The organism is Enterococcus nangangensis (assembly GCF_005405245.1).
Lineage (GTDB): Bacteria > Bacillota > Bacilli > Lactobacillales > Enterococcaceae > Enterococcus_J > Enterococcus_J nangangensis.
On record NZ_BJDR01000021.1, the window covers coordinates 1 to 22,346 of the forward strand.

Sequence of the window (22,346 nt, forward strand, 5' to 3'; positions counted from 1 at the left end):
TAATACCTATTTTATTGCATGAAAAAAGGAGTGGATTTCTCCACTCCATAAAAGTCTAACTTTTTGGGGTCACTACATTAGCTGTTGTCATTTGGCATTTTGCTTATTAATCAAAATAAAATAATTCTTCAAACTTTTTATCAAGGGCTAAGCACAATAAAAAAGATAACTTAGCGGATGGATAAAACTCTTCATTTTCGATATTGGAAATAGTTTGGCGGGATACCCCAACAATTTCTGCCAACTGTGTTTGACTAAGATTTTTTTGGAGGCGACTAAGTTTCATTGTATTATGGAGAACTAAAGCATCCTTTTTAGTCATCGCAACAGCCCTACTAGAAACGTAACAAAGAAAAAGCCTGAAGCGATTAAAAATAAGAGGCTACTAATCATGTAGAAATTTTTCCATGAGATGAGGGGCACCTTTTTGTCTTTTGCCGAATTAGTCCGAGCATACTGGGCAAATAAATAAGCCCCAATTCCACCTAACAGTAAAGCTAATTCTTCTTGGAAAGAATGATGGGTAAAAAGTTTAACCCCAATCAGCATTAGTAACGTAAAGAGGAGAAACGCGCCAACTGTGCCAGTGGCAAAGTCACTAACGGAACGTTTGTATTCATCCTTTTTTTCTTTTTGTGCTTTAGCTAAAATTTCATTTGTATTCATTGGCTGCGCCTTCTTTTTTTGCTTTTATTGTAAAGTTTTTTTAACATCGTGTCAAGAAAACTTGGCAACAATCATCAAAAAAACACCATGACATTTCTCTAGTCAGCACTTGCTGCCAAAGAAAGTCATGGTGTTTTTTTTATTTGTTGCGTAAAGCTCTTAAGGCGTTTAAGACAGCTAGCAAGGTCACACCCACATCAGCAAAGACGGCTAAGGCCATGGAAGCAATCCCTAAAGCACCTAAAGTTAAGACGATAAATTTAATTCCTAGGGCAAAGATAATATTTTCTTTGACGATGAGTAAGGTCTTTTTAGCGATGGTGACAGCTTGGGGTAATTTTTCCAAATTATCATCCATAATTACCACATCACTGGCTTCGATGGCGGCGTCACTTCCTAAAGCCCCCATGGAAATACCCACATCAGCGCGGGCTAAGACCGGTGCATCGTTCATACCATCCCCCACAAAAGCTACGGGAGCAGTGGCCACATGTAACGCTTCTTCTAAATGCTGAACTTTATCCTGAGGTAAAAGCTCACCATACACTTCATCTAAGTGGAGCTTGCCACCAATACTTTTCGCAACTTTTTGACTATCGCCACTTAATAAGACGGTTTTAACGCGGTTGTTTTTCTTTAAGTCAGTTAAAGCTGTCGCGGCTTCGTCTTTTAATTCATCTTGAATGACTAGTGTGCCGAGATAATCAGTACCTAAAGCCACATGCACTAAGGTGGCAGCTGGGAAATCCATGGCAGGTAATACAAGACCAGCTTCTTTCATTAATTTGTCGTTGCCGACACGGACTGTTTGCTGGTTCCAAGTTCCCACAAGACCATAGCCACTTTTTTCTTGCAAGTCGCTCACTGGTAACAGTGTTTCTTGATTTTTGGCCAAGATAACTTTGGCAATGGGATGGGGAGAATCTTGTTCAAGACTGGCGGCCAATTGTAAAACTTTGGCAGGCTCGTCTGCATTTAAGACGTCAGTTAAAACGAAATTGCCTTTGGTTAGTGTACCAGTTTTATCAAAGATAAAGGTTTGGGCTTGGGCTAATTTTTCTAAGTAAGTACTTCCTTTAATTAGAATCCCTTTTTTACTAGCACCCCCAAGACCAGCAAAGAAACTCAGGGGCACGGAAATGACTAAAGCGCACGGACAAGAGATGACTAAAAAGGTTAACGCGCGGTAAATCCACGGTTGGAAAGCACTTTGGGTGATTAAAGGCATCCCAACACCTAAGAAAGCAGCAGCTAAAACAACGACTGGCGTGTAGTAACGGGCAAAACGGGTAATAAATTGTTCCGCCGGTGCTTTTTTACTGGTGGCATTTTCTACTAAAGCTAAAATCTGTGCGGCGGTGGAGTTGTCAGCATCTTTAGTAACTTTTAAAGTAACACTTTGACTGGTGTTGATCATGCCGCTGAGTAAGGTGGCACCTACTGTATAATGTTTAGGCACGGCTTCCCCAGTTAAGGCAGAAGTGTCAAAGTAAGAGTCGCCAACAGTAACGGTACCGTCTAAAGGAACTTTTTCACCGGGCTTGACGCGCACCAATTCTCCTAGCTGTACTTCCCTAGGATCCACGGTGAGATCTTGACCATCACGTATGACGCGGGCAAAGTCAGGGCGTAAGTTTAAAGCTTCTTGAATGGCTTTACGGGAGCTTTCTACGGCACGATCTTGGAAATATTCACCTAATTGGTAGAAAAGCATCACCGCTACCGCTTCGGGAAATTCTTGAATTGCTAAGGCACCAATTGTGGCGACGGTCATTAAGAAGTTCTCATCAAAAACGAGACCCGCGGCTAAATTTTGCACGGCTTTTTTAACGACGGGGAAACCCACTGCTAAGTAAAGGGCCACATAAATCAGAATAGTAGGTAAAAGGGGTAAGGTGACAAAGTGCATCACCACCAGTCCAATGAAAACACCAGCAATAATTTTTAAAATGGTGTTACCTTCTGCTTCTGCCGGAGTGGTAATTTTCTTTTTTTCTTTTTCCAAGGTAACGTCTGGTTCGATTTTACTTAAGGTGGTGCGAATTTCTTCTTCCACTTGTGCACTAGCTTTAGGCGCACAGGTATAGCACAACTCAGTCGTTAAAAAGTTTACTTGAACATTTTCTGTTGCGGGAATTTTTTTCACTGCGTCTTCAATTTTAGTTGCACAGTGAGCGCAGTCTAAACCGCGTAAATAATATTTTTGTTCCATCGCCTAAGCACTCCTTTAACACATGAATTATCTTTCATGAATATTATATATGATTGAACAATCATATGTCAAGGGAACATCGTTCTTTTAAATAAATATTTTTAAGTTTCAAAGCGCTTTACTTTTAAAATAAAAAAACCACCACACACGCTGTGGGGTGGGCTGATTTTTCCCCAAGCTTAAGCAAAAGCGGCAGGATATTTGACCATCGTTGCTTCAGTTAAAGTGAAGGGTTGGAAAGCTTTCACCATGAAATTTTCGTTAGGTACTGGAAAAGGCGATGTGATGTTGTAAGCTAGCGCTTTTTGGTAACCAAATTTAGGATAATAAGCAGCGTGACCTAAGACGATGCTACAAGTAAAACCTTGAGCTTTTAAAATTTGGTGCCCGCGAGTAATTAATTGCCCGCCAATCCCTAAATTTTGATAGGTGGGTTCTACGGCTAAGGGGGCTAGCCCACAAGCCTTTAAATGCGCAACCGTCACTTTAGAAAACATAATGTGCCCGACGATTTTGCCATTTATTTCGGCTACCAGACAAGTTTCAGGCAGTGCGACGTTAGTTTGCCGCAAACGCTCCACTAAGTTTTGTTCATCGCCGTCACTATGAGGAGCATGGGCAAAGGCCCGACTGACCAATTGCCGAATTGCCGGATAATCTTGCGGGGTTTCTGGGCGTAAAATAATTTCCATGAATTCTCCTTTTGAACGTGGTATGATAAGACATTATAACATAAGAGTAGGTGGCGCTAATGGCTGAAAGTGAAGCAGCAATTTTTACCAATATGTGCATGATTGAAAATGAATACGGCGAGGTTTTAGTAGAAGATCGCCAGAAAAAAGATTGGCCAGGACTAACATTTCCTGGCGGACACGTGGAATTAGGGGAGTCTTTTGTGGAAGCCTGTCAACGGGAAGTCTGGGAAGAGACGGGGTTGACGGTGACGAATTTACATTTGTGTGGCGTGAAGCAATTCCAAACGCGCGCTAAAGAGCGGTACGTCATTTTCTTTTACCGGACGAAACATTTTTCCGGCAAACTCCAAGCTTCTGCTGAAGGCCCTGTCTATTGGTTACCTAAAGGACAATTGAAAAAGCAAAAAGTAGCCCCAGACTTTTTGGAAATGGTGCAGGTGATGGAAGACGAAAATTTAAGTGAATTCTTTTATCAACAGGCCGCGGGCGACTGGGAGATTGAATTGCGATGAATACGGCGGAAATGGAAGCTTATTTGCGTAATGACCCGACGATGATGCGCTTGTTAAAAATTATCGCCACCTTACCCTTAAAGGATTGTTGGTTGTGCGCCGGTACAATCCGCAATTTTTTGTGGAACACCTTAAGTGGGCAACCAGCATGGCAAGCACAAAAGGATGTGGACGTAGTTTGTTTTGATCCCGCGCTTCCTTATGAAGAGACGGAGAAGTGGAGTGCCACGTTGCGGAAAACGTATTCTGAGTTTCATTGGGAAGTAAAAAATGAAGTCTATATGCACCAACATAATCCCCAAACCTTACCTTATGCTAGCAGTTGTGATGCCATTGCCAAATTTCCAGAAACCGTCACGGCCATTGCCTGTCGCTTAAATGCCGCGGGTCAACTAGAAATTTTTGCGCCTTACGGGTTGAATGATTTGGCGAATTTTGTGTTACGCCCCACACCACATGCTAAAGAAAATCCGCAACGCCTAGCAATCTTTTATCGGCGGGTTGCTAAAAAAAATTGGACGACGCTGTGGCCCCAATTGCGTTATGCTGAAAACTAAAATTTTATGAATAAAGAGGTCTTTTATGTCTGCTTATATTTATCCGATTAAAATGGCGCTAGTCATTTTTCCTTTTTTAGCCTTGTTGCTGAGTTTTCCTTTATTTATTAAAGAGTACCGCAAGTACGGCTCCTTTCCAGTGATTAAAGGGGTGCTCATTTATTCGTTTATTTTCTATTTGTTGACCGCCTTTTTCCTCACGATGTTGCCGCTACCTTCAAAAGAGGTGGTAGCCCAAATGACTTCGCCGCGGATTCAGCTAATTCCTTTTGCCAATGTGCAGGCCTTTTTGCGGGATACATTTTTAAATTGGCGGGAGCCCAGCACCTATTTACCAGCTATGAAGCAAAGCGTTTTTTTAGAGCCGCTTTTTAACATCTTTTTGACCATTCCTTTTGGGATTTATTTGCGCTATTATTTCCGTTGTTCCTTGAAAAAAACGGTGCTCTTGAGTTTTTGTTTATCCCTTTTCTTTGAAGTAACGCAATTTACTGGACTGTACTTTATTTATCCTCGACCTTATCGTCTAGCCGACGTGAATGATTTAATCAACAATACGTTAGGGGGACTCATTGGTTTTGCCCTCGCTCCTTTGCTGGCTAAAATTTTGCCAACGCGCCAAGAAATTGATGAGCTCTCTTATCATAAAGGGCAAACGGTCTCCTTTTTACGACGGGTTGTGGCCTTTCTTTTAGACTGGGGCGTTATTTGGGGATTCCGCATTGTTTTTAACCCGCTCTACACTAAAGCTAGTCCCTACATGTGGCTAGTGGAGATTCTCGTCTACTTTTGCCTCATTCCAGCCATCAATAATGGTCAAACTTTTGGCAAAGCCATCGTACGGATCCGCGTAGTAACTTTAGCTGATGAAAGAGTAGGATTTTTCCGCATGACGGCGCGCTATTTATTGCTTTACGGGGTTACAAACGGCTTACTCGCTCTTGCTGGCTACTTCAATGAAGCCTTCACTACCGCCAACACCCCTAATGCTAACGCAGAAAGTATTCTGCCGTTACTGATTTACAGTGTACTTTTCAGTGGTTTAGTCTTAGTGCAAGGCGCTATCTTATTAATAGGTCTTTTAATGAAACGTCTCCTGTATTATGAAAGCATCAGCAAAACAAAAGAGATTAGTACGATTATTAAAAAATAAATAAAAAAAGAAACCCTGTTCTCTTGGCACCAGCTGACCTGGCTAGTGTTGTCGAGGGAACGGGTTTCTTTTTTTGTTAAGTAATATTTTTTTATTCGCGGCACAAATGGTGGCTTTCAATATGATACACCGTCAGTTCTTCAGCGTCTAAACCTTCAAAGTGGTGGGCAATTTCTAAGACGCCAACCGGTAAGTGGTATAAAAGCTGCCGAATGCTCCGGGCATTTTCCGCATCTAAGGCAGCGGTAATTTCATCGGCGAAAATAAAGGGCCGTTGTCGCAATAAAGCGCGGGCAATTTCTAAACGTTGTTTTTGACCGACCGATAAGTTGTCCCCGTGTTCAGTTAATCCGTAGTCTAAAGGATTTGCCCCAAAGCTGTGTTCTAAATGGACAGCCGCTAACACCTTGAGTAATTCCTCATCTGGATAATTTTCCGCACCTAAAGTTAGATTAAAACGGATGGATTGTTGGAATAAAAAAGGACTCTGATGAATGGTGGCAATCTGCGCTTGGGCATTAGCTAAAGACACTGGACCGCGGGGCCCACTGAAGGATAAGGTGCCAGCTAATAACTTTTGCCAACCAGCTAGTGTTTGTAACAAAGTACTCTTCCCTAAACCTGAGGCACCAGTGAGTAAAATCTTTTTTTGCGGCGTCAGCGCTAAGTCAACATCGGTAAGTAATGGTGTGGCCCAATCATAGCCTAGGGTTGCTTCAGCTAAAGTGATGGTAGTTAAGGGCTCGTTAAGTACATCAGGTGTTTTTTCGGGTACAACGGGAGTCGTTAAGGCTTTTAAAAGTTCTTGCCGTTTGGCTTTAGTGGTATTGATTTGATTGATAATTTGCGCACAGCCGACAAAAGGTGTGTTGATGCGGTCAGCTGCCAACATGATGGCCACTAATTTAGCTGCTGTAAAGTGGGGATTTACAGTAATCATGATTAAGCCAATAAAAAGCGGAAAGACCAGACCAAAGATCATGGCAACATTGGTGCCTAAATTTACCAGTAGACTCGCTTTCGTTAATTGAAATTTAGCATCTTCCCGCGTGCTTAAAGCTTCATCGTGCATCACGCGATACGGGGCCGTTGCTTGATAACTTTTTAAAGTAAAAAAGCCGGCGATTTGATCTTTTAAAATGCCTAAGTAATGCGCGTTTTGCTGCGTGAAATTCGCACCTTTCGCGCCTAAATATTTTTTGAAAAACAAACTAGGCAACATCCCTAAAGCGGATAAAACGATAAAAACGAGAGCAACGAGGGGATTGAGGGACAAGGCGTAAATTAAAGAAACCAGACCGAGACTAAAGTAAGAAAAGACATCCACCCACGGACCAAAATAATTTTCTTGCAAAAAATCTACATCATTGGTTAGACTCGCTAAAATATCCCCTTCACTTAATTGTTGTTGCAAACCAAATTGCAAAAGTTTCTTTTTGACGAAAAGATTAATTTGCTGGGTATAGCGAGCTTTGGCGATGCTAGCTACCACCCGCCCGACTTGGGTTAATGTATAAAAAATAAAATAACCTAAACAAAATTGCCAAATACTCCTAAAACTACTTTGGAGAGTAAAGGAAGCAGTGTGGGCGATAAGGTAAGAGACGACAATGCCTTCAAAAGCGGCAGCGCCTAACCCTAACGCTAAGGCGAGATAAGTCCGTAAACGGACGGCTTTAAAAATAACTTTCATAAAAAATTCCTCCTTCTTGTTGTGCACAAGGAGAGTATAGCTTGTCGCAGCTAGAATTTTGTGCTAAGGTGACTAAAATGACAGGAGGAAGCATAATGTTAGGACCGCTAATAAAAAAATATCGAAAAGGACAAAATCTCAGTCAAAAAGAACTATACACCGGCATCATTGGCGAACGCCAAGCCATTCGTTTTGAACAAGGCACCGCGGATTTAAAAGCCACCGACTTTCTGACGATTATGACCCGTTTAGAATTGGACCTCGAAACAATTTTACTAGCATTAGCTCCGGAAAATCCCCAGTGGCAGGCCCAATTAGCCTACGAAAATTTAGTGCAAAATGCCCACGAAAAAGACGAGTCTTGGCTGACTTTTTATCAACGCTATCGTCAGCGTCCAGAAAAGTATCTACGGCGCCTGGCTATTACGGCTAAAAAGAATTACTGGGTGGATAGCGATTTAACCAGCGATGAATTGGCGGAAATTCGCGACTTCTATCAAAAGCTAACGCAACCTACTATGCAACAAATGAATTATTTACAAACATTGGTGAGTCTGGAAAACAGTCTTGATCCATGGAGTCTCTTTTTGAAAAATGAAAAGTTTTTACTAAGGTTTAAAGCGCACCCAGCTTTTACGGCCCGTTATCGTGATTTATGCGTGAGTTTTTTTTATTTGTTGCTCTTTAACCGGCAGCCTGACCAAGCTGCAGCATGTCATGAGCGTCTTTTGGCCCAACACTTTAGCGAAAATCTAGAGCAAGAGCTGATGAACAAAGTCCGCACACAGTATTTAAAAATTGTGCGCCAAGAGCCGCAAGCTGAAGCGGATTTGTATCAATTATTGGGCGTAATGCGCCAACTAGCTTTACCTAGGGGCGATCGACTGTGTGATGCCATCATTGACAATACGCGCCATATTCTACAAAATTATGGCTTACATCACGGCTACACGGAAAGAGAGATTGGTGCTATCTTGCGTTTTGCCCTCCAGACGGAGAAAGTCGCTAAAAAAGATATGGTAGCTTACTTAAAACAAATTCCCGACCTTTACGAAACTTTCGTCAAAGTCGGGAAGCCTTTAGCTTATTATTTAGATAAATATTAAAAGTACAACAAGAAAATAATAATCAAATAGCAGAAGTTAAGCACTGCCTCAGCCTTTAAGAAGTGCCGTTGGCGGAAAGCAAAGTAGGTTCCCACCAGGATACCGGCAATGGCTACAATTACTTGCCAAAAGGCGAAGAGCTCACCAGAAAAATAAATCAAGCCGCCAATGTTCAAGAGGCTCGCCAATAAGAAGGCCGCGATAAAAATCTTTTTACGATTGATTTGTGAAACGTGGGCTTGTTGAAAGACGGTTAAGGTTAAAGCCATGAGAAAAGCCGGCACCAAAGCTTGAAATTGTTTGCTTTGAAAATAAAGGGGCGGCTTCATTAAGAACAACAAGTTTAAAACAAAACCTTTAAAAAAAGGATTCAACAAAGTGTAGTAAGGAGAATCCAAATAAAAATATTGGCGGGAATTCGCCAACGTTTGGAAAAGTTCGTAGGCGAATAACATCAAAGCAAATTGCCAATGAGTTTGACTGGCAAAAAGGATAATCAAGACGCTACAAATTAAAATTTTAATGGCATAAGCCGCAGCCGGAAATCTTTTTTGCTTACGGTATTGGGTGCGGACGGCCATTTCGCTAAAGTTCGTGACGAGCAAATAACCAATTAAAAGCAATGCTCCCTGCCAATTTTTACCAGAGTCTTGATGGTACAATAAGATACCCGGTAATACACTGAGTAACGTTTGTAAAAAGATAACGCCTAATAAGTACAAAAAACTATTGGCGTTACTGGAAGCCTGCGGGAGGCTAGGTGTATTTTCTTTCATATTGTTCTCCATCTCTTTTAAGATACTACTTTACATGGTAAAGATTTTTCAAAATGCCGTCAATACTTTTTCCGGGAGAAAAAAAGAATTTCAAGGAAAAACAAGTAATTTTCATCATTATCTGCTATACTGCATACGTTACAAAGTTCCCGAAAGGATGCATCTCATGTAGCTGCCTTGTAACCGAAAATAATTAGGGGGAATCTCAATATGTCAGAAAGAAAATTATTTACTTCAGAATCCGTTTCTGAAGGGCATCCTGATAAAATTGCCGATCAAATTAGTGACGCAGTCTTAGATGCCATTTTAGCAAAGGATCCTTTTGCCCGGGTGGCTTGCGAAACATCGGTGACAACCGGTCTCGTTTTAGTTTTCGGGGAAATATCCACCCATGCTTATGTGGATATTCAAAAAGTGGTGCGGGACACCATCAAAGAAATCGGCTATACGCGGGCTAAATACGGTTTTGACGGCGATACTGTCGCAGTCTTATCCGCCATTGACGAACAATCCGCCGATATCGCCCAAGGGGTGGACCAAGCCTTGGAAATTCGTGATAGCGCCGAAAAAGGTGATCTTTACGATGAAATTGGTGCCGGTGATCAAGGGTTAATGTTTGGTTTTGCCGTGGATGAAACGCCAGAGCTAATGCCTTTACCCATCGCTTTAAGTCACCGCTTAGTACGGCGTTTAGCGCAACTGCGTAAAGATAACGTGCTATCCTACTTACGTCCGGATGCTAAAAGTCAAGTGACGGTGGAATACGATGAAAACCAAGAACCAGTTCGGGTGGATACGGTAGTCATCTCCACGCAACATGATCCGGATATCGACAACGAAACACTACGGCAAGATGTCATTCAACAAGTTATTCAAGCTGAAATTCCAGCTGACTTACTGGATGAAAAAACCCGTTACTTTATTAATCCTACTGGCCGCTTTGTGATTGGTGGACCACAAGGCGATGCCGGTTTAACTGGTCGGAAAATTATCGTCGACACGTACGGTGGTTACGCACGGCACGGTGGTGGTGCTTTTTCTGGGAAAGATGCCACGAAAGTTGACCGTTCTGCCAGTTACGCAGCCCGTTATATCGCTAAAAATATCGTGGCGGCCGGTCTAGCCCATAAAGTAGAAATTCAATTGGCTTACGCGATTGGTGTTGCTCAACCGGTTTCTATTTCCGTGGATACTTTTGGTACTAGTGAATTTTCGGAGGATGCTTTAGTGAAAGCAATTCGCGAAAACTTCGACTTACGTCCGGCGGGCATTATCGAAATGTTAGATTTACGTCGTCCGATTTACAAACAAACGGCTGCTTACGGTCACTTTGGCCGGACCGATGTGGATTTACCTTGGGAACATTTAGACAAGGTGGAAGCTTTACAAAAAAGTTTAGGTTTATAATGAACAAGTCAGCTAGCGCTTCAGGGTGCTGGCTGATTTTTTTTTATTCGTCAAGTAAATGAATTAGAGTGATTCTAATTTACTCCTTAATTTAGGCAGGAAAATAGAATTTTTCGGCTAAGAGGTTTGAGATTATTTCTCAATTAGTCTACAATATGGAAGGACGATTATTTCGTAAAAAGGTACGGCTGAGGAGGCTTATCAATGTCAATTTTAGAAATTAAAGATTTACATGTACGCGTCGAAGATGACGATCAACGAGAAATTTTAAAAGGAGTGAATTTAACCATTAACACTGGTGAAATTCACGCCATTATGGGACCTAACGGCACCGGTAAATCCACTTTATCGGCAGCCATTATGGGGAATCCTCATTATATTGTGACCCAAGGGGAAATTTTATTAGACGGGCAAGATGTTTTAGCCATGGAAGTGGACGAACGGGCACGAGCTGGTCTTTTCTTAGGGATGCAATATCCTAGCGAAATTCCGGGGATTACTAACGCGGACTTTATGCGGGCAGCGATTAATGCCAAACGCGATGAAGACCACAAGATGGGCGTCATGGAATTTTTGAAAAAATTAGATAGCAAAATGGAATTATTAAATATGCCAGAAGCGATGGCGGAACGTTACTTAAACGAAGGCTTTTCCGGCGGCGAAAAGAAACGCAATGAAATTTTACAGCTCTTAATGTTGGAACCGACTTTTGCCATCTTAGATGAAATTGACTCGGGGCTTGATATTGACGCCTTGAAAGTTGTTTCTAAAGGGGTCAATGCGATGCGGGGAGCTAACTTTGGTGCCATGATTATTACCCACTATCAACGTTTACTGAACTACATCACGCCAGATGTGGTGCACATTATGATGGAAGGTCGCGTGGTAAAAACTGGTGGGCCAGAATTAGCTAAACGTTTGGAAGCAGAAGGTTACGTAAAGATTGCTGAAGAAATCGGTATTGCGTACCACGAAGAAGCGTAGGAGGGAAAAAGATGGTTGAAGAATTGAATCCCCATTTGCAACCGGTGACGACTTTTTCCAATATTTTAGATGAACCTCACTGGTTTTTAGAAAAACGGCTTGCGGCGTTAAAGACCATTAGCCACTTGCCGTTTCCAAGTTTTCAAAAAGTTCGCTACCAAAAATGGCCACTTTTAACGATTGCCTTAGAAGAAACACGGGAAATTTCTGGGAACGTGCCGGATTTTTCTAAAAAAGATAATCCAGTCTTAGTGCAAGAAGATGGCGTGACTACCTTCTTACAATTGCCGCAAGCCTTAGCTGATCAAGGCGTCATTTTTACCGATTTACAAGATGCTTTGGTGCAACATCCGGAATTAATTGAAAAATATTTTATGCAATTGGCCATTAAGCCAACAGACGATAAACTCACTGCTTTTCACATGGCTTTTGTTAAAAATGGTTCGGTCTTGTACGTGCCAGACAACGTGGTAATTTCAGATCCGATTGAAACGATTTTTTTGCAAAATGCGGATAACTATCAAACTTTTGTGCCCCATGTTTTGATTATCGGGGGTAAAAATAGCCAGTTTACCTACTTAGAACGTTTTACTACGGTGGGGACCGGCCAGAAAAATATTTCGGCTAACGTGGTGGTGGAAGTGATTGCCGAAGCAGGCAGTCAGATTAAGTATTCGGCGGTAGATGAACTCGGGGAAAATGTCACCACCTACTTCAATCGTCGTGGTTACTTAAAACGTGATGCCATGGTGGATTGGGCTATCGGGGTGATGAATAACGGTAACGTGGTAGCGGACTTTGATACCGACTTAGTAGGCGATGGTGCCCATTCAGAAATTAAAGTGGTGACGATTTCCCACGGTCAACAAGTCCAAGCCATTGATACGCGGGTCACTAATAAAGCGCCCCATACGATTGGTCACATTTTACAACACGGCGTCATTATGGATGCCTCGAGCTTAATTTTTAACGGTATTGGTCACATTATCAAAGGGGCAAAAGGTTCCGATGCCCAACAAGAAAGTCGTGTTTTAATGCTTTCTGATGAAGCGCGGGGGGATGCTAACCCGATTCTTTTAATTGATGAAAATGAAGTTACAGCAGGACACGCGGCTTCCGTTGGACAAGTAGACCCAGAAGAAATGTATTACTTAATGAGTCGTGGCTTACCGAAAAAAGTCGCCGAACGTTTAGTAATTCGCGGCTTCTTAGGTCCAGTGATTACGGCGATTCCCGTGAAAGCTGTCCAACAAGAATTTGTGGCAGCCATTGAAGGGAAGTTACAAGGATGAGGATCAACGCTGAAAAATTACGCCAAGACTTTCCCATTTTATTTCAAGAAGTCAATGATGAACCGCTAGTTTATTTAGATAATGCGGCAACGACGCAAAAGCCGCAACAAGTCCTAGACGTGTTGAATCATTACTACCACCACGATAACGCCAATGTCCATCGTGGCGTCCACACTTTAGCCGAACGGGCAACTCACGCTTATGAAGATGCGCGGGAAAAAGTGCGGGCCTTTATTCACGCCAAAAGTACGAAAGAAATTCTTTTTACCCGAGGCACCACCACTAGCCTCAACTGGATTGCCCAAAGTTATGGCTTGAAAAATTTAAAAGCGCATGATGAAATTTTAATTTCCATTATGGAACATCATTCCAATATTATTCCTTGGCAACAAGTCGCTTTAAAAACCGGCGCGAAACTCGTTTATGTCGGTTTAACCCCGGAAGGTGAGTTGGATTTAGCGGACTTTAAAGCCAAGCTTTCTACGAGAACCAAAATTGTCGCCCTTACCCACGCTTCAAACGTCTTAGGAGTGCTTAATCCCGTTAAAGAGTTAGCACAGTTAGCTCATGAGGCGGGAGCTATTATGGTAGTGGACGGTGCTCAATCGGTGCCTCATCTCCCCATTGACGTAGTAGAGCTAGATTGCGACTTTCTCGCCTTTTCCGGCCATAAAATGTTAGGACCAACAGGTATCGGCATTCTTTACGGCAAACAAGCGCTGTTAGAAGCCATGGAGCCGGTGGAATTTGGGGGCGAAATGATTGATTTTGTCCACCTGTATGAAAGTACATGGAAGGAACTCCCGTGGAAATTCGAAGCCGGCACACCCAATATTGCTGGCGGCATTGCTTTAGGAGGGGCCATCGATTATTTAAATAAAGTGGGCATGGCGGAAATCCAGCAACATGAAGCTGATTTAGTCGCCTATGTCTTACCCCAATTGCAAAAAATTCCTGGTTTGACTATTTACGGACCACAAGATCCAGCAAAACACACTGGTGTGATTGCTTTTAACTTAGCAGGCGTTCATCCCCATGATTTAGCCACGGCACTAGACATGGAAGGTGTCGCTGTCCGCGCAGGGCATCATTGCGCCCAACCGCTATTAGGAGCATTAGCTGTGCCCGCCACTGCCCGCGCTAGTTTTTATTTATACAATACGCAAGCCGACTGTGACCGTTTGATTGCAGCCTTATATGCGACAAAGGAGTTCTTTAGTCATGGCACTTTCTAAATTAGATCAATTATACCGCCAAGTTATTTTAGACCACTCTAGTCGGCCACATCATCACGGTAAAGTGTCTGGCGATCTCCAACATGAAATTGAACTAAATAATCCCACGTGTGGCGATGTTATCTCTTTACAAGTGAAGTTAGCTGACGATAAAATTTCCGACATTGCTTTTGACGGTAGTGGTTGTTCCATTTCCACCGCTTCAGCCTCCATGATGACGGATGCCGTTTTAGGCAAAACGATTGAAGAAGCCAAAGAAATGGTGCTGACTTTTTCGAAAATGGTGCAAGGGGACGACACGGCTACCGCTTCTTTAGGGGATGCTGCTGTTTTAGGTGGTGTGGCGAAGTTTCCAGCTCGTATTAAGTGCGCCACGTTAGCTTGGAAGGCTCTTTACCAAGCTTTAGAACAAGATGGCGTGGCAAGTGTCAACCAATTACACACGGAAAAGGAGGAGCACCATGACTGAAAATACCACCAACGATTACGAATACGGCTTTCACGATGACATTAAACCTGTCTTTACTACGGGGGAAGGATTGTCAGAAGAAGTCATTCGCGAAATTTCGCGTGTCAAAGATGAACCAGAGTGGATGCTAGACTTCCGCTTAAAGTCTTTAAAAATTTTCAATAAACTAAAAATGCCGGGTTACGGTCCTGATTTATCCGAGCTAGACTTTGATAAAATTAACTACTTCATCCGCTCTAGTGACCGCAAAGCGCGCTCTTGGGATGATGTACCAGAAGATATTAAACGCACCTTTGAACGCTTAGGGGTACCAGAAGCCGAACGGGCCCACTTAGCCGGCTCTTCTGCCCAATACGAATCAGAAGTGGTTTACCACAACATGAAAGAAGAATTCCAAAAGCTAGGAATTATCTTCACCGACACCGACACAGCCTTAAAAGAATATCCAGAACTCTTTAAAGAATACTTCGGTAAACTCGTCCCCCCAAGCGATAATAAATTGGCGGCGTTAAACTCCGCCGCTTGGTCAGGCGGGTCCTTCATTTACGTGCCGAAAGGCGTGCGAACGGAAATTCCGATTCAATCGTATTTCCGGATAAACTCTGCCAACACTGGGCAATTTGAACGGACGCTAATTATTGTGGACGAAGGGGCCAGCATTAACTACGTGGAAGGCTGTACAGCACCAACTTATTCTTCCGATAGTTTACACGCGGCCGTTGTTGAAGTCTTTGTCAGAAAAGATGCTTACTGTCGCTACACCACAATTCAAAACTGGTCGAATAACGTCTACAGCTTGGAAACGAAACGCGCTCAAGCTTTAGAAAATGCCACGATGGAATGGGTAGATGGCAACCTTGGCTCTAAAGTTACTATGAAATATCCAAGTGTCTATATGGATGGCCGTGGTGCGCGGGGCACGATGCTTTCGATTGCCGTTGCCGGCAAAGGCATCGTCTTAGATAACGGTGCTCGCATGCTTCATAATGCGCCTAATACTTCTAGTACTATCGTCTCTAAATCGATTTCCAAAAATGGTGGGGAAGTAGATTACCGCGGGGAAGTGCGCTTTGCGAAAAATTCCGCCGGTTCCATGTCCCACATTGAGTGCGATACCATTATCATGGACGAATACTCCAAGTCCGACACCATTCCTTTTAACGAAATTCATAACTCGCAAGTGAACTTGGAACACGAAGCTAAAGTCTCAAAAATTTCTGAAGAACAACTCTTCTACCTCATGAGCCGCGGCTTAACCGAAGCTCAAGCAACAGAAATGATTGTCATGGGCTTTGTGGAACCCTTTACCAAAGAACTCCCGATGGAATACGCGGTGGAACTTAACCGCTTGATTGGGATGGAGATGGAAGGCAGCGTCGGCTAATCTTACCAAACCAACTAAAGTTTGTTAGTTCCAACATATTTAGTCACAAGAACATTATTCTTGTGGCTTTTTTTATTTATTTTGAAAACCACCTGCTGTGCGGTTGGTTCTGAAAAGCTTCCAGCGAGGTATTAAAAAATCCTCCTAAAATTAATAAAATGATATAGGTTTCCCCGCCGCACCATCATCAAAATTAGGAGGTAGCCTCATGAATAAGGATAACGAAAGTTTAGTACATACTAAATGGAGAGGTAAGTATCATATTGTGTTTGCACCAATTTTCGGATTTAGGAAATCTTCATTAGAATTCGTTAGATACCATATTCGTTGCCTAGAAAAGATCAAAAGGGAAATAGATATTAGTATGAGGTGGTTTAGCTACTTAAGAGTCCTCCCCTCATAATAAAAATCCACAAGGCTTGAACAATCATAAAAGATTTTCAAACTCTGTGGATTTTATTTTATACATTAATGCATTTATGGTGCAGCCTCGTCAATTCAAACTTACCTATTATTTGATATAAGATTTTTAATAATCCTCAGAAAAAGCGATGCTAAGTGACTTTACAGTGAACCCCAAAAATTAGACTAAAAAGTCTAACTTTTGGGGTTCAGAATACCTCTAGTCTAATTTCGATTTATGATTGATGCGACAAAGGATACTTTTAATTTTTATCGGCTTTGTCTCAAGACTAGCGGCAATTTCTGCTACACTGAATCCTTTTGCAAAAAGATTTTTGACCTGTGTCTCTATTGCTGTGAGGGGGAGGCGGTAGCGTTGCTGAGAGTTGGCAATTGTAACATGTTGAGCATAATCGATGACGCTGGTTTCTTTTAGAGTAGTTTTTGTGATGGGTTTTTCAGGAATATCTTCCATAAGTGATCCTTTCGTAATCATCTACTAAAGTGACGAGCTAAGTTTCTCCAGTTTCTTACGACAAGCGACATATTTCAATATACTTTGTTCTAGCTAAAGAACACCTCCCGTGTAATTATTTTTTGAACTTGTTATATTTTACTTCTATTTTCCCTTGCATAGTTAATAATACTACTAACGATATAAAAAGTAATGAAAGTTCGAGTTATTTAAAACATTCTGCTGATTTTTTAGCCGTTTATCATGTTGTTATCATTTGTTAGGAAATGCACCTGTTGTTTTTGTCCTAAAAATACAGTATTCCCATTTCTTTTATAAAAATAGAGTCGCTGAAAAAAATAATTTTTCAACGACCCCCGTGCTTAAAAAGTTATTTCAAGATGTATTATTTACGCCACAACTTCAAGGCTTTTTCGGTGTTTGCAAAATGTAGTTTAGCGTAACGCCCCAATAAAGGTAGGCCGCCTTGTTCAAGCAATTTTACAGCTACTTGATCACTTTTGTTACCAGCACCAGAAGGTAATAAAACGCCACACGCAGCGCTTTCTTCTTTTAAGGCTTCTAAAAAAAGGTGACGGGCAATGATGGAAGCTGCAGCCACAGCCAGGTGATGTTGTTCTCCTTTCGTGACAAAATAAGTAGGTAAGCTGAAGCTACGTTGTTCTTTGTGCAAATATTGTTGGAAATTTTTTTCAGTGGTGAAAGCATCAATTAAGATTGCTTGGGGTGTACTAACCAATTTTTGTTGTAATAAAGTTAACGCTTGATGATGCAATAAAACTTTCATGGCTACAGCGTTATGTTGTTGTTGCACTTGATTATATTTTTCCGGCGTTAGAACTAAAGGTTGGTAAGGGATGATGGTTATTAATTTTTTAGCAATAGTTTGAATTTGTGGATCAGTAAGCAGCTTAGAATCTTTTACTCCTAAAGCTTTTAAAGTATTTAATTGGCTTTTCTCCGCGTAGGCAGCCACGGTTACTAAGGGACCAAAATAACTGCCGTTGCCCACTTCGTCACTTCCTAAAACAGACCAAGTATCAAAATCAGCAGGTAATCTATTCGTGCTGTGGGCTGATTTAGCTTTTTTTGTTGGCGCACTGGGAGTAGTTGTTAAACCACAAGCGGCAGCTTCGCTTTCGGCATTATTTCCTTGAAAGACAACCTTGCCACTGTTGTAAGCCGTGATAGTCACACCATTTTTCTTAGCAGAAAAAAGACTATAGGGAGGTGTCTTTCCTAGTAAATAATTTTGATATTTTTTTTGTAAAGTAGATAATTGATTTTTTGTTACTTGTTGGACGACGGTGGACATGAGAAATTCCTTTCTGTTTATAAGGGTAAAAACAAATCAATTTCTTGACAGTTTTCTTCGTTGATTATTTCTAATACTTGAAAGCCAACACGGGCGTAGAGCTTTTTTGCTCGTTGATTTTCAGGCAAATAAGTAGTAGTGAGGCGTGTTAAGGAAAAATACTCTTTTAGATGCTGAATAAGCAAGGTTAAGGCCTGTTTACCATATCCTTGTCCTTGAAAAGCAGTAGCAACAGCAAAGTCCCAAAGAAAAAAATTCCAGGTGCATTTTGTCGTAAGAGGGCAAAAGCCACTAACTTATTTTTAGCATAAAAGTTAAAAGCTATTATATTTTCAGCCGTTGCTAAAAGATGCTGAATTTTATCAGGAGTACTTAGCCAGCGCCAATCAATTGTCGCCAAAGTAATTGTACATTGCTTTGTAGCAATTATTTGCAATGTAGGCACCTCTTTTCGTTTTCTCTATCCTACCCTATAAGGAAGAGAAATTTCAAGGGAGAGTTTAGGATTGACTAGAAGTGTGGTAAAATTGGTGGGATAAGTTGATGAAGGAGGTTTTATGATGAGTGAAAAGAAACGCTATAAGGCAATCATCGACGGCAAAAACTATACGATTATTGGTACAGAAAGTAAAGAACAACTAGATATTGTAACGCGCATCGTCAATGAACAACTAGGGGAAATTAAAAAAATTTCTAGTGATCTTTCCAATGAAGATGCAGCGATTTTAATGGCGATTAACGCTGTCAATGATCAAGTGAAAAAACAAAGTGACTTACTGCAACAGCAAAAAGAAATGAAAGAATTGCGCCGAGCCAACGCCCATGTCAAAGAATTAGAAATGCGGATTAAAAAGATGGATGAATTGGAAGAAAAAGCGCGGCAAGCTTTGCGAGCTCAAGGTATCCAACAAGAAATTGTCGATCCGATTCAAGCACAGCAAATTTTAAATCAGCTAGAAAAACAAAAGATTAGAAGTAAGAGCGAGGAATAGCCATGTTAACTCTATTTATTTGGATTGTCTTAGGTCTAGCCATTTATGGTGGTGCACGTCGCGGTCTGGTCTTACAAGTTATCTACACGGTAGGCTACATGATTTCCTTTATGGTAGCTCAAAGTTATTACCAAACACTAGCCCCCAAACTAGAAATGTTTGTGCCTTACCCCTCGGCAACACAAAGCTCGAAAATGGTTTTCTTCAATCAAACCATTAGCTTAGATTTGGATCACGCTTTTTATGCGGCGATTGCTTTTTGTTTGATTTTATTTGCGGGCTGGTTGGTGACGCGTTTCATTGGTATTTTCTTTAACAGTTTGACGTATTTTCCAATTCTGCGGCAAATCAATTGGCTAGGTGGCGGGCTCGTTTCTTTTATCGTGGCCTACGCTGGTCTGTTTCTGTTTCTTTATATTTTATCCATGGTTCCTTTAGACTTTGTGCAAGATCTTTTCCGCAGCAGTAGTTTGGCGCGTTTTATGGTGGAGCACACGCCACTTTTGAGTGACAAAGTCCAGGATTTATGGGTGACGCAAATTTTGAAATAACCTTGAAAAAAAGGGGTGTCCCATGAATACAAAAGTTTTACAAACTTTAGAATTTCCCAAGATTTTACAACAATTACAAGCTTATACGGCAACCAAGATGGGTCAAGAAATGGTCTTGACCTTAACACCGACGGCCAAAGTGAGTGAGATGGAACGTTGGCTTGCTGAAACCGCTGATGGTTTTAAAGTGTTACGTTTACGTGGTGGTTTACCTGTGCCTAAGCTCAACAACATTCGTCCGCATTTAAAGCGGATTGAAATCGGTGCGGATTTAAACGGTGTGGAGCTAGCCCAAATCACCCGCGTCTTATCTTCCACCCAAGAAGTGGCGGACTTTTTAGCCGATTTAAAAGATAGCGAAATTGAGTTTCAATATTTATACGAATGGCAGGAACAATTAGTCGTCTTACCCGTTTTAACGCGGGATTTAAAAACCGCCATTGATGAAGATGGGCGCGTCACGGATGATGCTTCGCCGGCGTTAAAACAAATTCGCGGTAGCATTCGGCGCTCGGAACAAAATGTGCGGGAGCAATTAGATAGTTTGATTCGCGGCAAAAACGCCCAATACTTGTCAGATGCCATTATTACGATGCGTAATGATCGCTACGTGATTCCTGTTAAACAAGAATACCGCGGTATTTTTGGTGGTGTGGTGCATGACCAAAGTGCTTCTGGACAAACCTTATTTATTGAACCTAAAGCGGTGGTGGATTTGAATAATCGCTTACGGCAACAACAAATTGCCGAACGGGAAGAAGTTTCCCGCATATTAGCGGAATTATCCGCGCGGCTCGTCCCTTATATTCGGGAGATTCGTCATAATGCCTTTGTCTTAGGCCAGATGGATGTGATGAATGCTAAGGCGCGTTATGGCCGCGACCTAAAGGCGACGGTACCGAAGATTAGTCCAGAAAACCACGTGATTTTAAAAGCAGCACGTCATCCGTTACTAGATCCTGAACGGGTCGTGCCTAATGATTTAATTATCGGTAAGGACTATCAAGCTGTCGTGATTACTGGTCCTAATACGGGTGGGAAAACCATCACTTTGAAAACGTTAGGGTTATTGCAATTAATGGCTCAAAGTGGGTTAGCAATTCCGGTAACTGAAGAATCACAAGTGGGGATTTTCCAACAAGTTTATGCCGATATTGGCGATGAGCAATCCATTGAGCAAAACTTAAGTACCTTTTCTTCTCATATGACCAATATCGTTAAAATTTTAGACCGCGCTGATGCTGAAAGCCTTGTTCTTTTTGATGAATTAGGGGCAGGGACGGATCCGCAAGAAGGAGCGGCTCTAGCTATTAGTATTTTAGATTATCTAGGCAGTCAAAGTAGTTACGTCATGGCCACGACCCACTATCCGGAATTAAAAATTTACGGCTATAATCGGCCGCAAACCATTAATGCGTCGATGGAATTTGATGTGGATACCTTGTCACCTACCTATCGCTTATTGATTGGTGTGCCAGGTCGTTCCAATGCTTTTGAAATCTCCCGCCGCTTAGGCTTAAGCCCCACCATTATTGATAGTGCAAAACAAATTATCGATGGGGAAAGCCAAGACTTAAACGAAATGATTGCCGATTTAGAAAATCAACGCAAGATGACGGAAACCGAGTACTTGGAAATTCGCCACTACACGACAGAAGCAGAACATTTATACAAAGATTTGAAAGAAGCTTATGAATACTTCTTTGAAGAGCGTGAAAAAGAATTAGCTAAGGGTCGGCAAAAAGCCAACGAGTTAGTGGAAGAAGCCCAAGAAAAAGCTGAAGACATTATTGCCGACTTACGGAAAAAACAATTGGCTCAAGGATCTGGTGCAATTAAAGAGCACGAGTTTATTGCCGCTAAAACGCAATTAGCTGATTTGAAAGATACCAGTGAACCTACTCATTTGGCTCAAAATAAAATTTTACAAAAAGCTAAAGCTGCTAAAAAATTAAAAGCTGGTGATGAGGTTCTCTCCAATACTTATGGTCAGCGGGGCGTTTTGATTGCGCCGGTGGGGAAAAATCAATGGCAAGTGCAAATGGGCATTTTAAAAATGACCTTACCTACTAGCGACTTGACGTCGGTTGCGCCAATTGAAGAGCCAAAGCAACGGATTATTACCGGCGTTCGTTCTGCAGAAGCCAGTCATGTAGCAACCCAACTAGATTTACGCGGTAAGCGTTATGAAGAGGCCCTGGCCGAAGTTGACCAGTATCTAGATGCCGCTTTATTAGCTGGCTATCCACAAGTGACCATCGTGCATGGTAAAGGCACTGGTGCGCTACGCCAAGGTATCACGGAATATTTGAAAAATCATCGTAGCGTTAAAAAATTTGAATTTGCTCCGGCTAATCAAGGGGGTAATGGCGCCACCATCGTTTATTTTAAATAAAAATTTTCAATCCATTACAAAAAGTAAGCAAAAAATTATCCCGCAGCTTTCAGCAAGTGTTATACTAGCTTCGAG

22 protein-coding genes, 1 pseudogene and 1 riboswitch are annotated in these 22,346 nt (G+C 41.9%); of the genes and pseudogenes, 13 read left to right on the forward strand and 10 right to left on the reverse strand.

Annotation, left to right across the window (positions count from 1 at the left end):
- Positions 1 to 106: 106 nt before the first annotated feature.
- The 4 genes from FFM57_RS07325 to FFM57_RS07340 form a co-directional block, all read right to left on the reverse strand.
- Complete coding sequence (locus FFM57_RS07325) at positions 107 to 322, reverse strand: helix-turn-helix transcriptional regulator (protein WP_137599863.1); 216 nt, start codon at positions 320 to 322, stop codon at positions 107 to 109.
- Entirely contained in the window at positions 319 to 666 is a 348-nt protein-coding gene (locus FFM57_RS07330; protein WP_137599864.1) for a DUF6442 family protein, read from the reverse strand. The genes FFM57_RS07325 and FFM57_RS07330 overlap by 4 nt, the downstream gene beginning before the upstream one ends.
- Before the next feature lie 139 nt (positions 667 to 805).
- Positions 806 to 2,878 (reverse strand): heavy metal translocating P-type ATPase, encoded by a 2,073-nt coding sequence (locus tag FFM57_RS07335; RefSeq protein WP_137599865.1) that lies wholly within the window; start codon positions 2,876 to 2,878, stop codon positions 806 to 808.
- 179 nt (positions 2,879 to 3,057) lie between these two features.
- Positions 3,058 to 3,570 (reverse strand): GNAT family N-acetyltransferase, encoded by a 513-nt coding sequence (locus FFM57_RS07340; RefSeq protein ID WP_137599866.1) that lies wholly within the window; start codon positions 3,568 to 3,570, stop codon positions 3,058 to 3,060.
- 59 nt (positions 3,571 to 3,629) lie between these two features.
- Here FFM57_RS07340 and FFM57_RS07345 point away from each other — a divergent pair, with 59 nt between their 5' ends.
- The 3 genes from FFM57_RS07345 to FFM57_RS07355 are packed head-to-tail and all read left to right on the forward strand — an operon-like array spanning position 3,630 to position 5,795.
- Positions 3,630 to 4,085, forward strand: coding sequence for an 8-oxo-dGTP diphosphatase (locus FFM57_RS07345; protein ID WP_137599867.1), 456 nt, complete (start codon positions 3,630 to 3,632; stop codon positions 4,083 to 4,085).
- The gene (locus FFM57_RS07350) at positions 4,082 to 4,642 is read left to right on the forward strand and encodes a nucleotidyltransferase family protein (protein ID WP_137599868.1); all 561 of its coding nucleotides are present in this window, start codon (positions 4,082 to 4,084) and stop codon (positions 4,640 to 4,642) included. The genes FFM57_RS07345 and FFM57_RS07350 overlap by 4 nt, the downstream gene beginning before the upstream one ends.
- A 25-nt stretch (positions 4,643 to 4,667) precedes the next feature.
- On the forward strand, positions 4,668 to 5,795 hold the full coding sequence (locus FFM57_RS07355) for a VanZ family protein (RefSeq protein ID WP_137599869.1): 1,128 nt from the start codon (positions 4,668 to 4,670) through the stop codon (positions 5,793 to 5,795).
- A gap of 91 nt (positions 5,796 to 5,886) precedes the next feature.
- Here the strand turns inward: FFM57_RS07355 and FFM57_RS07360 are convergent, their stop codons facing one another.
- Complete coding sequence (locus FFM57_RS07360) at positions 5,887 to 7,488, reverse strand: ATP-binding cassette domain-containing protein (protein ID WP_137599870.1); 1,602 nt, start codon at positions 7,486 to 7,488, stop codon at positions 5,887 to 5,889.
- Between the two features lie 95 nt (positions 7,489 to 7,583).
- Here FFM57_RS07360 and FFM57_RS07365 point away from each other — a divergent pair, with 95 nt between their 5' ends.
- Positions 7,584 to 8,594 carry a hypothetical protein gene (locus tag FFM57_RS07365; protein WP_137599871.1) on the forward strand — a complete coding sequence of 337 codons (1,011 nt, stop codon included), beginning with the start codon at positions 7,584 to 7,586 and terminating at the stop codon, positions 8,592 to 8,594.
- Here the strand turns inward: FFM57_RS07365 and FFM57_RS07370 are convergent.
- Positions 8,591 to 9,370 carry a hypothetical protein gene (locus FFM57_RS07370; RefSeq protein ID WP_137599872.1) on the reverse strand — a complete coding sequence of 260 codons (780 nt, stop codon included), beginning with the start codon at positions 9,368 to 9,370 and terminating at the stop codon, positions 8,591 to 8,593. The genes FFM57_RS07365 and FFM57_RS07370 overlap by 4 nt on opposite strands.
- 133 nt (positions 9,371 to 9,503) lie before the next feature.
- Positions 9,504 to 9,583, forward strand: a riboswitch (SMK box riboswitch).
- Between FFM57_RS07370 and metK the strand changes: the two genes are divergently transcribed.
- The 6 genes from metK to sufB all read left to right on the forward strand — a co-directional run bounded on the left by metK (position 9,581) and on the right by sufB (position 16,141).
- A complete protein-coding gene (gene metK / locus FFM57_RS07375) occupies positions 9,581 to 10,777 on the forward strand; it encodes a methionine adenosyltransferase (protein ID WP_137599873.1) in 1,197 nt (398 codons plus the stop codon). (Overlaps the previous riboswitch by 3 nt.)
- A 204-nt stretch (positions 10,778 to 10,981) precedes the next feature.
- Positions 10,982 to 11,761, forward strand: a complete 780-nt coding sequence (sufC, locus tag FFM57_RS07380; RefSeq protein ID WP_137599874.1) for a Fe-S cluster assembly ATPase SufC — start codon at positions 10,982 to 10,984, stop codon at positions 11,759 to 11,761.
- Between the two features lie 11 nt (positions 11,762 to 11,772).
- Complete coding sequence (sufD, locus tag FFM57_RS07385) at positions 11,773 to 13,053, forward strand: Fe-S cluster assembly protein SufD (RefSeq protein ID WP_137599875.1); 1,281 nt, start codon at positions 11,773 to 11,775, stop codon at positions 13,051 to 13,053.
- Positions 13,050 to 14,288, forward strand: coding sequence for a cysteine desulfurase (locus FFM57_RS07390; protein ID WP_281275740.1), 1,239 nt, complete (start codon positions 13,050 to 13,052; stop codon positions 14,286 to 14,288). Before sufD ends, FFM57_RS07390 begins: the two co-directional genes overlap by 4 nt.
- Complete coding sequence (gene sufU / locus FFM57_RS07395; RefSeq protein ID WP_137599876.1) at positions 14,275 to 14,757, forward strand: Fe-S cluster assembly sulfur transfer protein SufU; 483 nt, start codon at positions 14,275 to 14,277, stop codon at positions 14,755 to 14,757. Before FFM57_RS07390 ends, sufU begins: the two co-directional genes overlap by 14 nt.
- Positions 14,750 to 16,141 carry a Fe-S cluster assembly protein SufB gene (gene sufB, locus FFM57_RS07400; RefSeq protein ID WP_137599877.1) on the forward strand — a complete coding sequence of 464 codons (1,392 nt, stop codon included), beginning with the start codon at positions 14,750 to 14,752 and terminating at the stop codon, positions 16,139 to 16,141. The genes sufU and sufB overlap by 8 nt, the downstream gene beginning before the upstream one ends.
- A gap of 622 nt (positions 16,142 to 16,763) precedes the next feature.
- On the opposite strand, the gene FFM57_RS07405 is transcribed toward sufB, so the two are convergent.
- From FFM57_RS07405 to FFM57_RS07420, 4 genes and pseudogenes are all read right to left on the reverse strand, one after another.
- A complete protein-coding gene (locus FFM57_RS07405; protein WP_137599878.1) occupies positions 16,764 to 17,018 on the reverse strand; it encodes a hypothetical protein in 255 nt (84 codons plus the stop codon).
- 385 nt (positions 17,019 to 17,403) lie between these two features.
- Positions 17,404 to 18,333: a ribonuclease HIII gene (gene rnhC / locus FFM57_RS07410; protein WP_137599879.1), complete on the reverse strand. Its 930-nt coding sequence runs from the start codon at positions 18,331 to 18,333 to the stop codon at positions 17,404 to 17,406.
- Positions 18,334 to 18,350: 17 nt separating this feature from the next.
- Positions 18,351 to 18,563 (reverse strand): annotated as a pseudogene (locus tag FFM57_RS10055) (GNAT family N-acetyltransferase); the annotation flags it as partial.
- Positions 18,521 to 18,769 carry a hypothetical protein gene (locus FFM57_RS07420; RefSeq protein WP_137599880.1) on the reverse strand — a complete coding sequence of 83 codons (249 nt, stop codon included), beginning with the start codon at positions 18,767 to 18,769 and terminating at the stop codon, positions 18,521 to 18,523. The gene FFM57_RS07420 and the pseudogene FFM57_RS10055, both read right to left, overlap by 43 nt.
- 124 nt (positions 18,770 to 18,893) lie before the next feature.
- On the opposite strand from FFM57_RS07420, the gene zapA reads away from it, so the two are divergent.
- The 3 genes from zapA to FFM57_RS07435 are packed head-to-tail and all read left to right on the forward strand — an operon-like array spanning position 18,894 to position 22,271.
- Positions 18,894 to 19,325, forward strand: a complete 432-nt coding sequence (gene zapA / locus FFM57_RS07425; RefSeq protein WP_246023459.1) for a cell division protein ZapA — start codon at positions 18,894 to 18,896, stop codon at positions 19,323 to 19,325.
- A gap of 2 nt (positions 19,326 to 19,327) precedes the next feature.
- Positions 19,328 to 19,876, forward strand: coding sequence for a CvpA family protein (locus FFM57_RS07430; protein ID WP_137599882.1), 549 nt, complete (start codon positions 19,328 to 19,330; stop codon positions 19,874 to 19,876).
- A 22-nt stretch (positions 19,877 to 19,898) separates the two neighbouring features.
- Complete coding sequence (locus FFM57_RS07435) at positions 19,899 to 22,271, forward strand: endonuclease MutS2 (protein ID WP_137599883.1); 2,373 nt, start codon at positions 19,899 to 19,901, stop codon at positions 22,269 to 22,271.
- Positions 22,272 to 22,346 lie beyond the last annotated feature (75 nt).

Excerpts from the sequence above, each read along its gene's own strand:
- FFM57_RS07325 (WP_137599863.1), bottom strand. The coding sequence starts at position 322 with ATGACTAAAAAGGATGCTTTAGTTCTCCATAATACAATGAAACTTAGT.
- FFM57_RS07330 (WP_137599864.1), bottom strand. The coding sequence starts at position 666 with ATGAATACAAATGAAATTTTAGCTAAAGCACAAAAAGAAAAAAAGGAT.
- FFM57_RS07335 (WP_137599865.1), bottom strand. The coding sequence starts at position 2,878 with ATGGAACAAAAATATTATTTACGCGGTTTAGACTGCGCTCACTGTGCA.
- FFM57_RS07340 (WP_137599866.1), bottom strand. The coding sequence starts at position 3,570 with ATGGAAATTATTTTACGCCCAGAAACCCCGCAAGATTATCCGGCAATT.
- FFM57_RS07345 (WP_137599867.1), top strand. The coding sequence starts at position 3,630 with ATGGCTGAAAGTGAAGCAGCAATTTTTACCAATATGTGCATGATTGAA.
- FFM57_RS07350 (WP_137599868.1), top strand. The coding sequence starts at position 4,082 with ATGAATACGGCGGAAATGGAAGCTTATTTGCGTAATGACCCGACGATG.
- FFM57_RS07355 (WP_137599869.1), top strand. The coding sequence starts at position 4,668 with ATGTCTGCTTATATTTATCCGATTAAAATGGCGCTAGTCATTTTTCCT.
- FFM57_RS07360 (WP_137599870.1), bottom strand. The coding sequence starts at position 7,488 with ATGAAAGTTATTTTTAAAGCCGTCCGTTTACGGACTTATCTCGCCTTA.
- FFM57_RS07365 (WP_137599871.1), top strand. The coding sequence starts at position 7,584 with ATGTTAGGACCGCTAATAAAAAAATATCGAAAAGGACAAAATCTCAGT.
- FFM57_RS07370 (WP_137599872.1), bottom strand. The coding sequence starts at position 9,370 with ATGAAAGAAAATACACCTAGCCTCCCGCAGGCTTCCAGTAACGCCAAT.
- metK (WP_137599873.1), top strand. The coding sequence starts at position 9,581 with ATGTCAGAAAGAAAATTATTTACTTCAGAATCCGTTTCTGAAGGGCAT.
- sufC (WP_137599874.1), top strand. The coding sequence starts at position 10,982 with ATGTCAATTTTAGAAATTAAAGATTTACATGTACGCGTCGAAGATGAC.
- sufD (WP_137599875.1), top strand. The coding sequence starts at position 11,773 with ATGGTTGAAGAATTGAATCCCCATTTGCAACCGGTGACGACTTTTTCC.
- FFM57_RS07390 (WP_281275740.1), top strand. The coding sequence starts at position 13,050 with ATGAGGATCAACGCTGAAAAATTACGCCAAGACTTTCCCATTTTATTT.
- sufU (WP_137599876.1), top strand. The coding sequence starts at position 14,275 with ATGGCACTTTCTAAATTAGATCAATTATACCGCCAAGTTATTTTAGAC.
- sufB (WP_137599877.1), top strand. The coding sequence starts at position 14,750 with ATGACTGAAAATACCACCAACGATTACGAATACGGCTTTCACGATGAC.
- FFM57_RS07405 (WP_137599878.1), bottom strand. The coding sequence starts at position 17,018 with ATGGAAGATATTCCTGAAAAACCCATCACAAAAACTACTCTAAAAGAA.
- rnhC (WP_137599879.1), bottom strand. The coding sequence starts at position 18,333 with ATGTCCACCGTCGTCCAACAAGTAACAAAAAATCAATTATCTACTTTA.
- zapA (WP_246023459.1), top strand. The coding sequence starts at position 18,894 with ATGAGTGAAAAGAAACGCTATAAGGCAATCATCGACGGCAAAAACTAT.
- FFM57_RS07430 (WP_137599882.1), top strand. The coding sequence starts at position 19,328 with ATGTTAACTCTATTTATTTGGATTGTCTTAGGTCTAGCCATTTATGGT.
- FFM57_RS07435 (WP_137599883.1), top strand. The coding sequence starts at position 19,899 with ATGAATACAAAAGTTTTACAAACTTTAGAATTTCCCAAGATTTTACAA.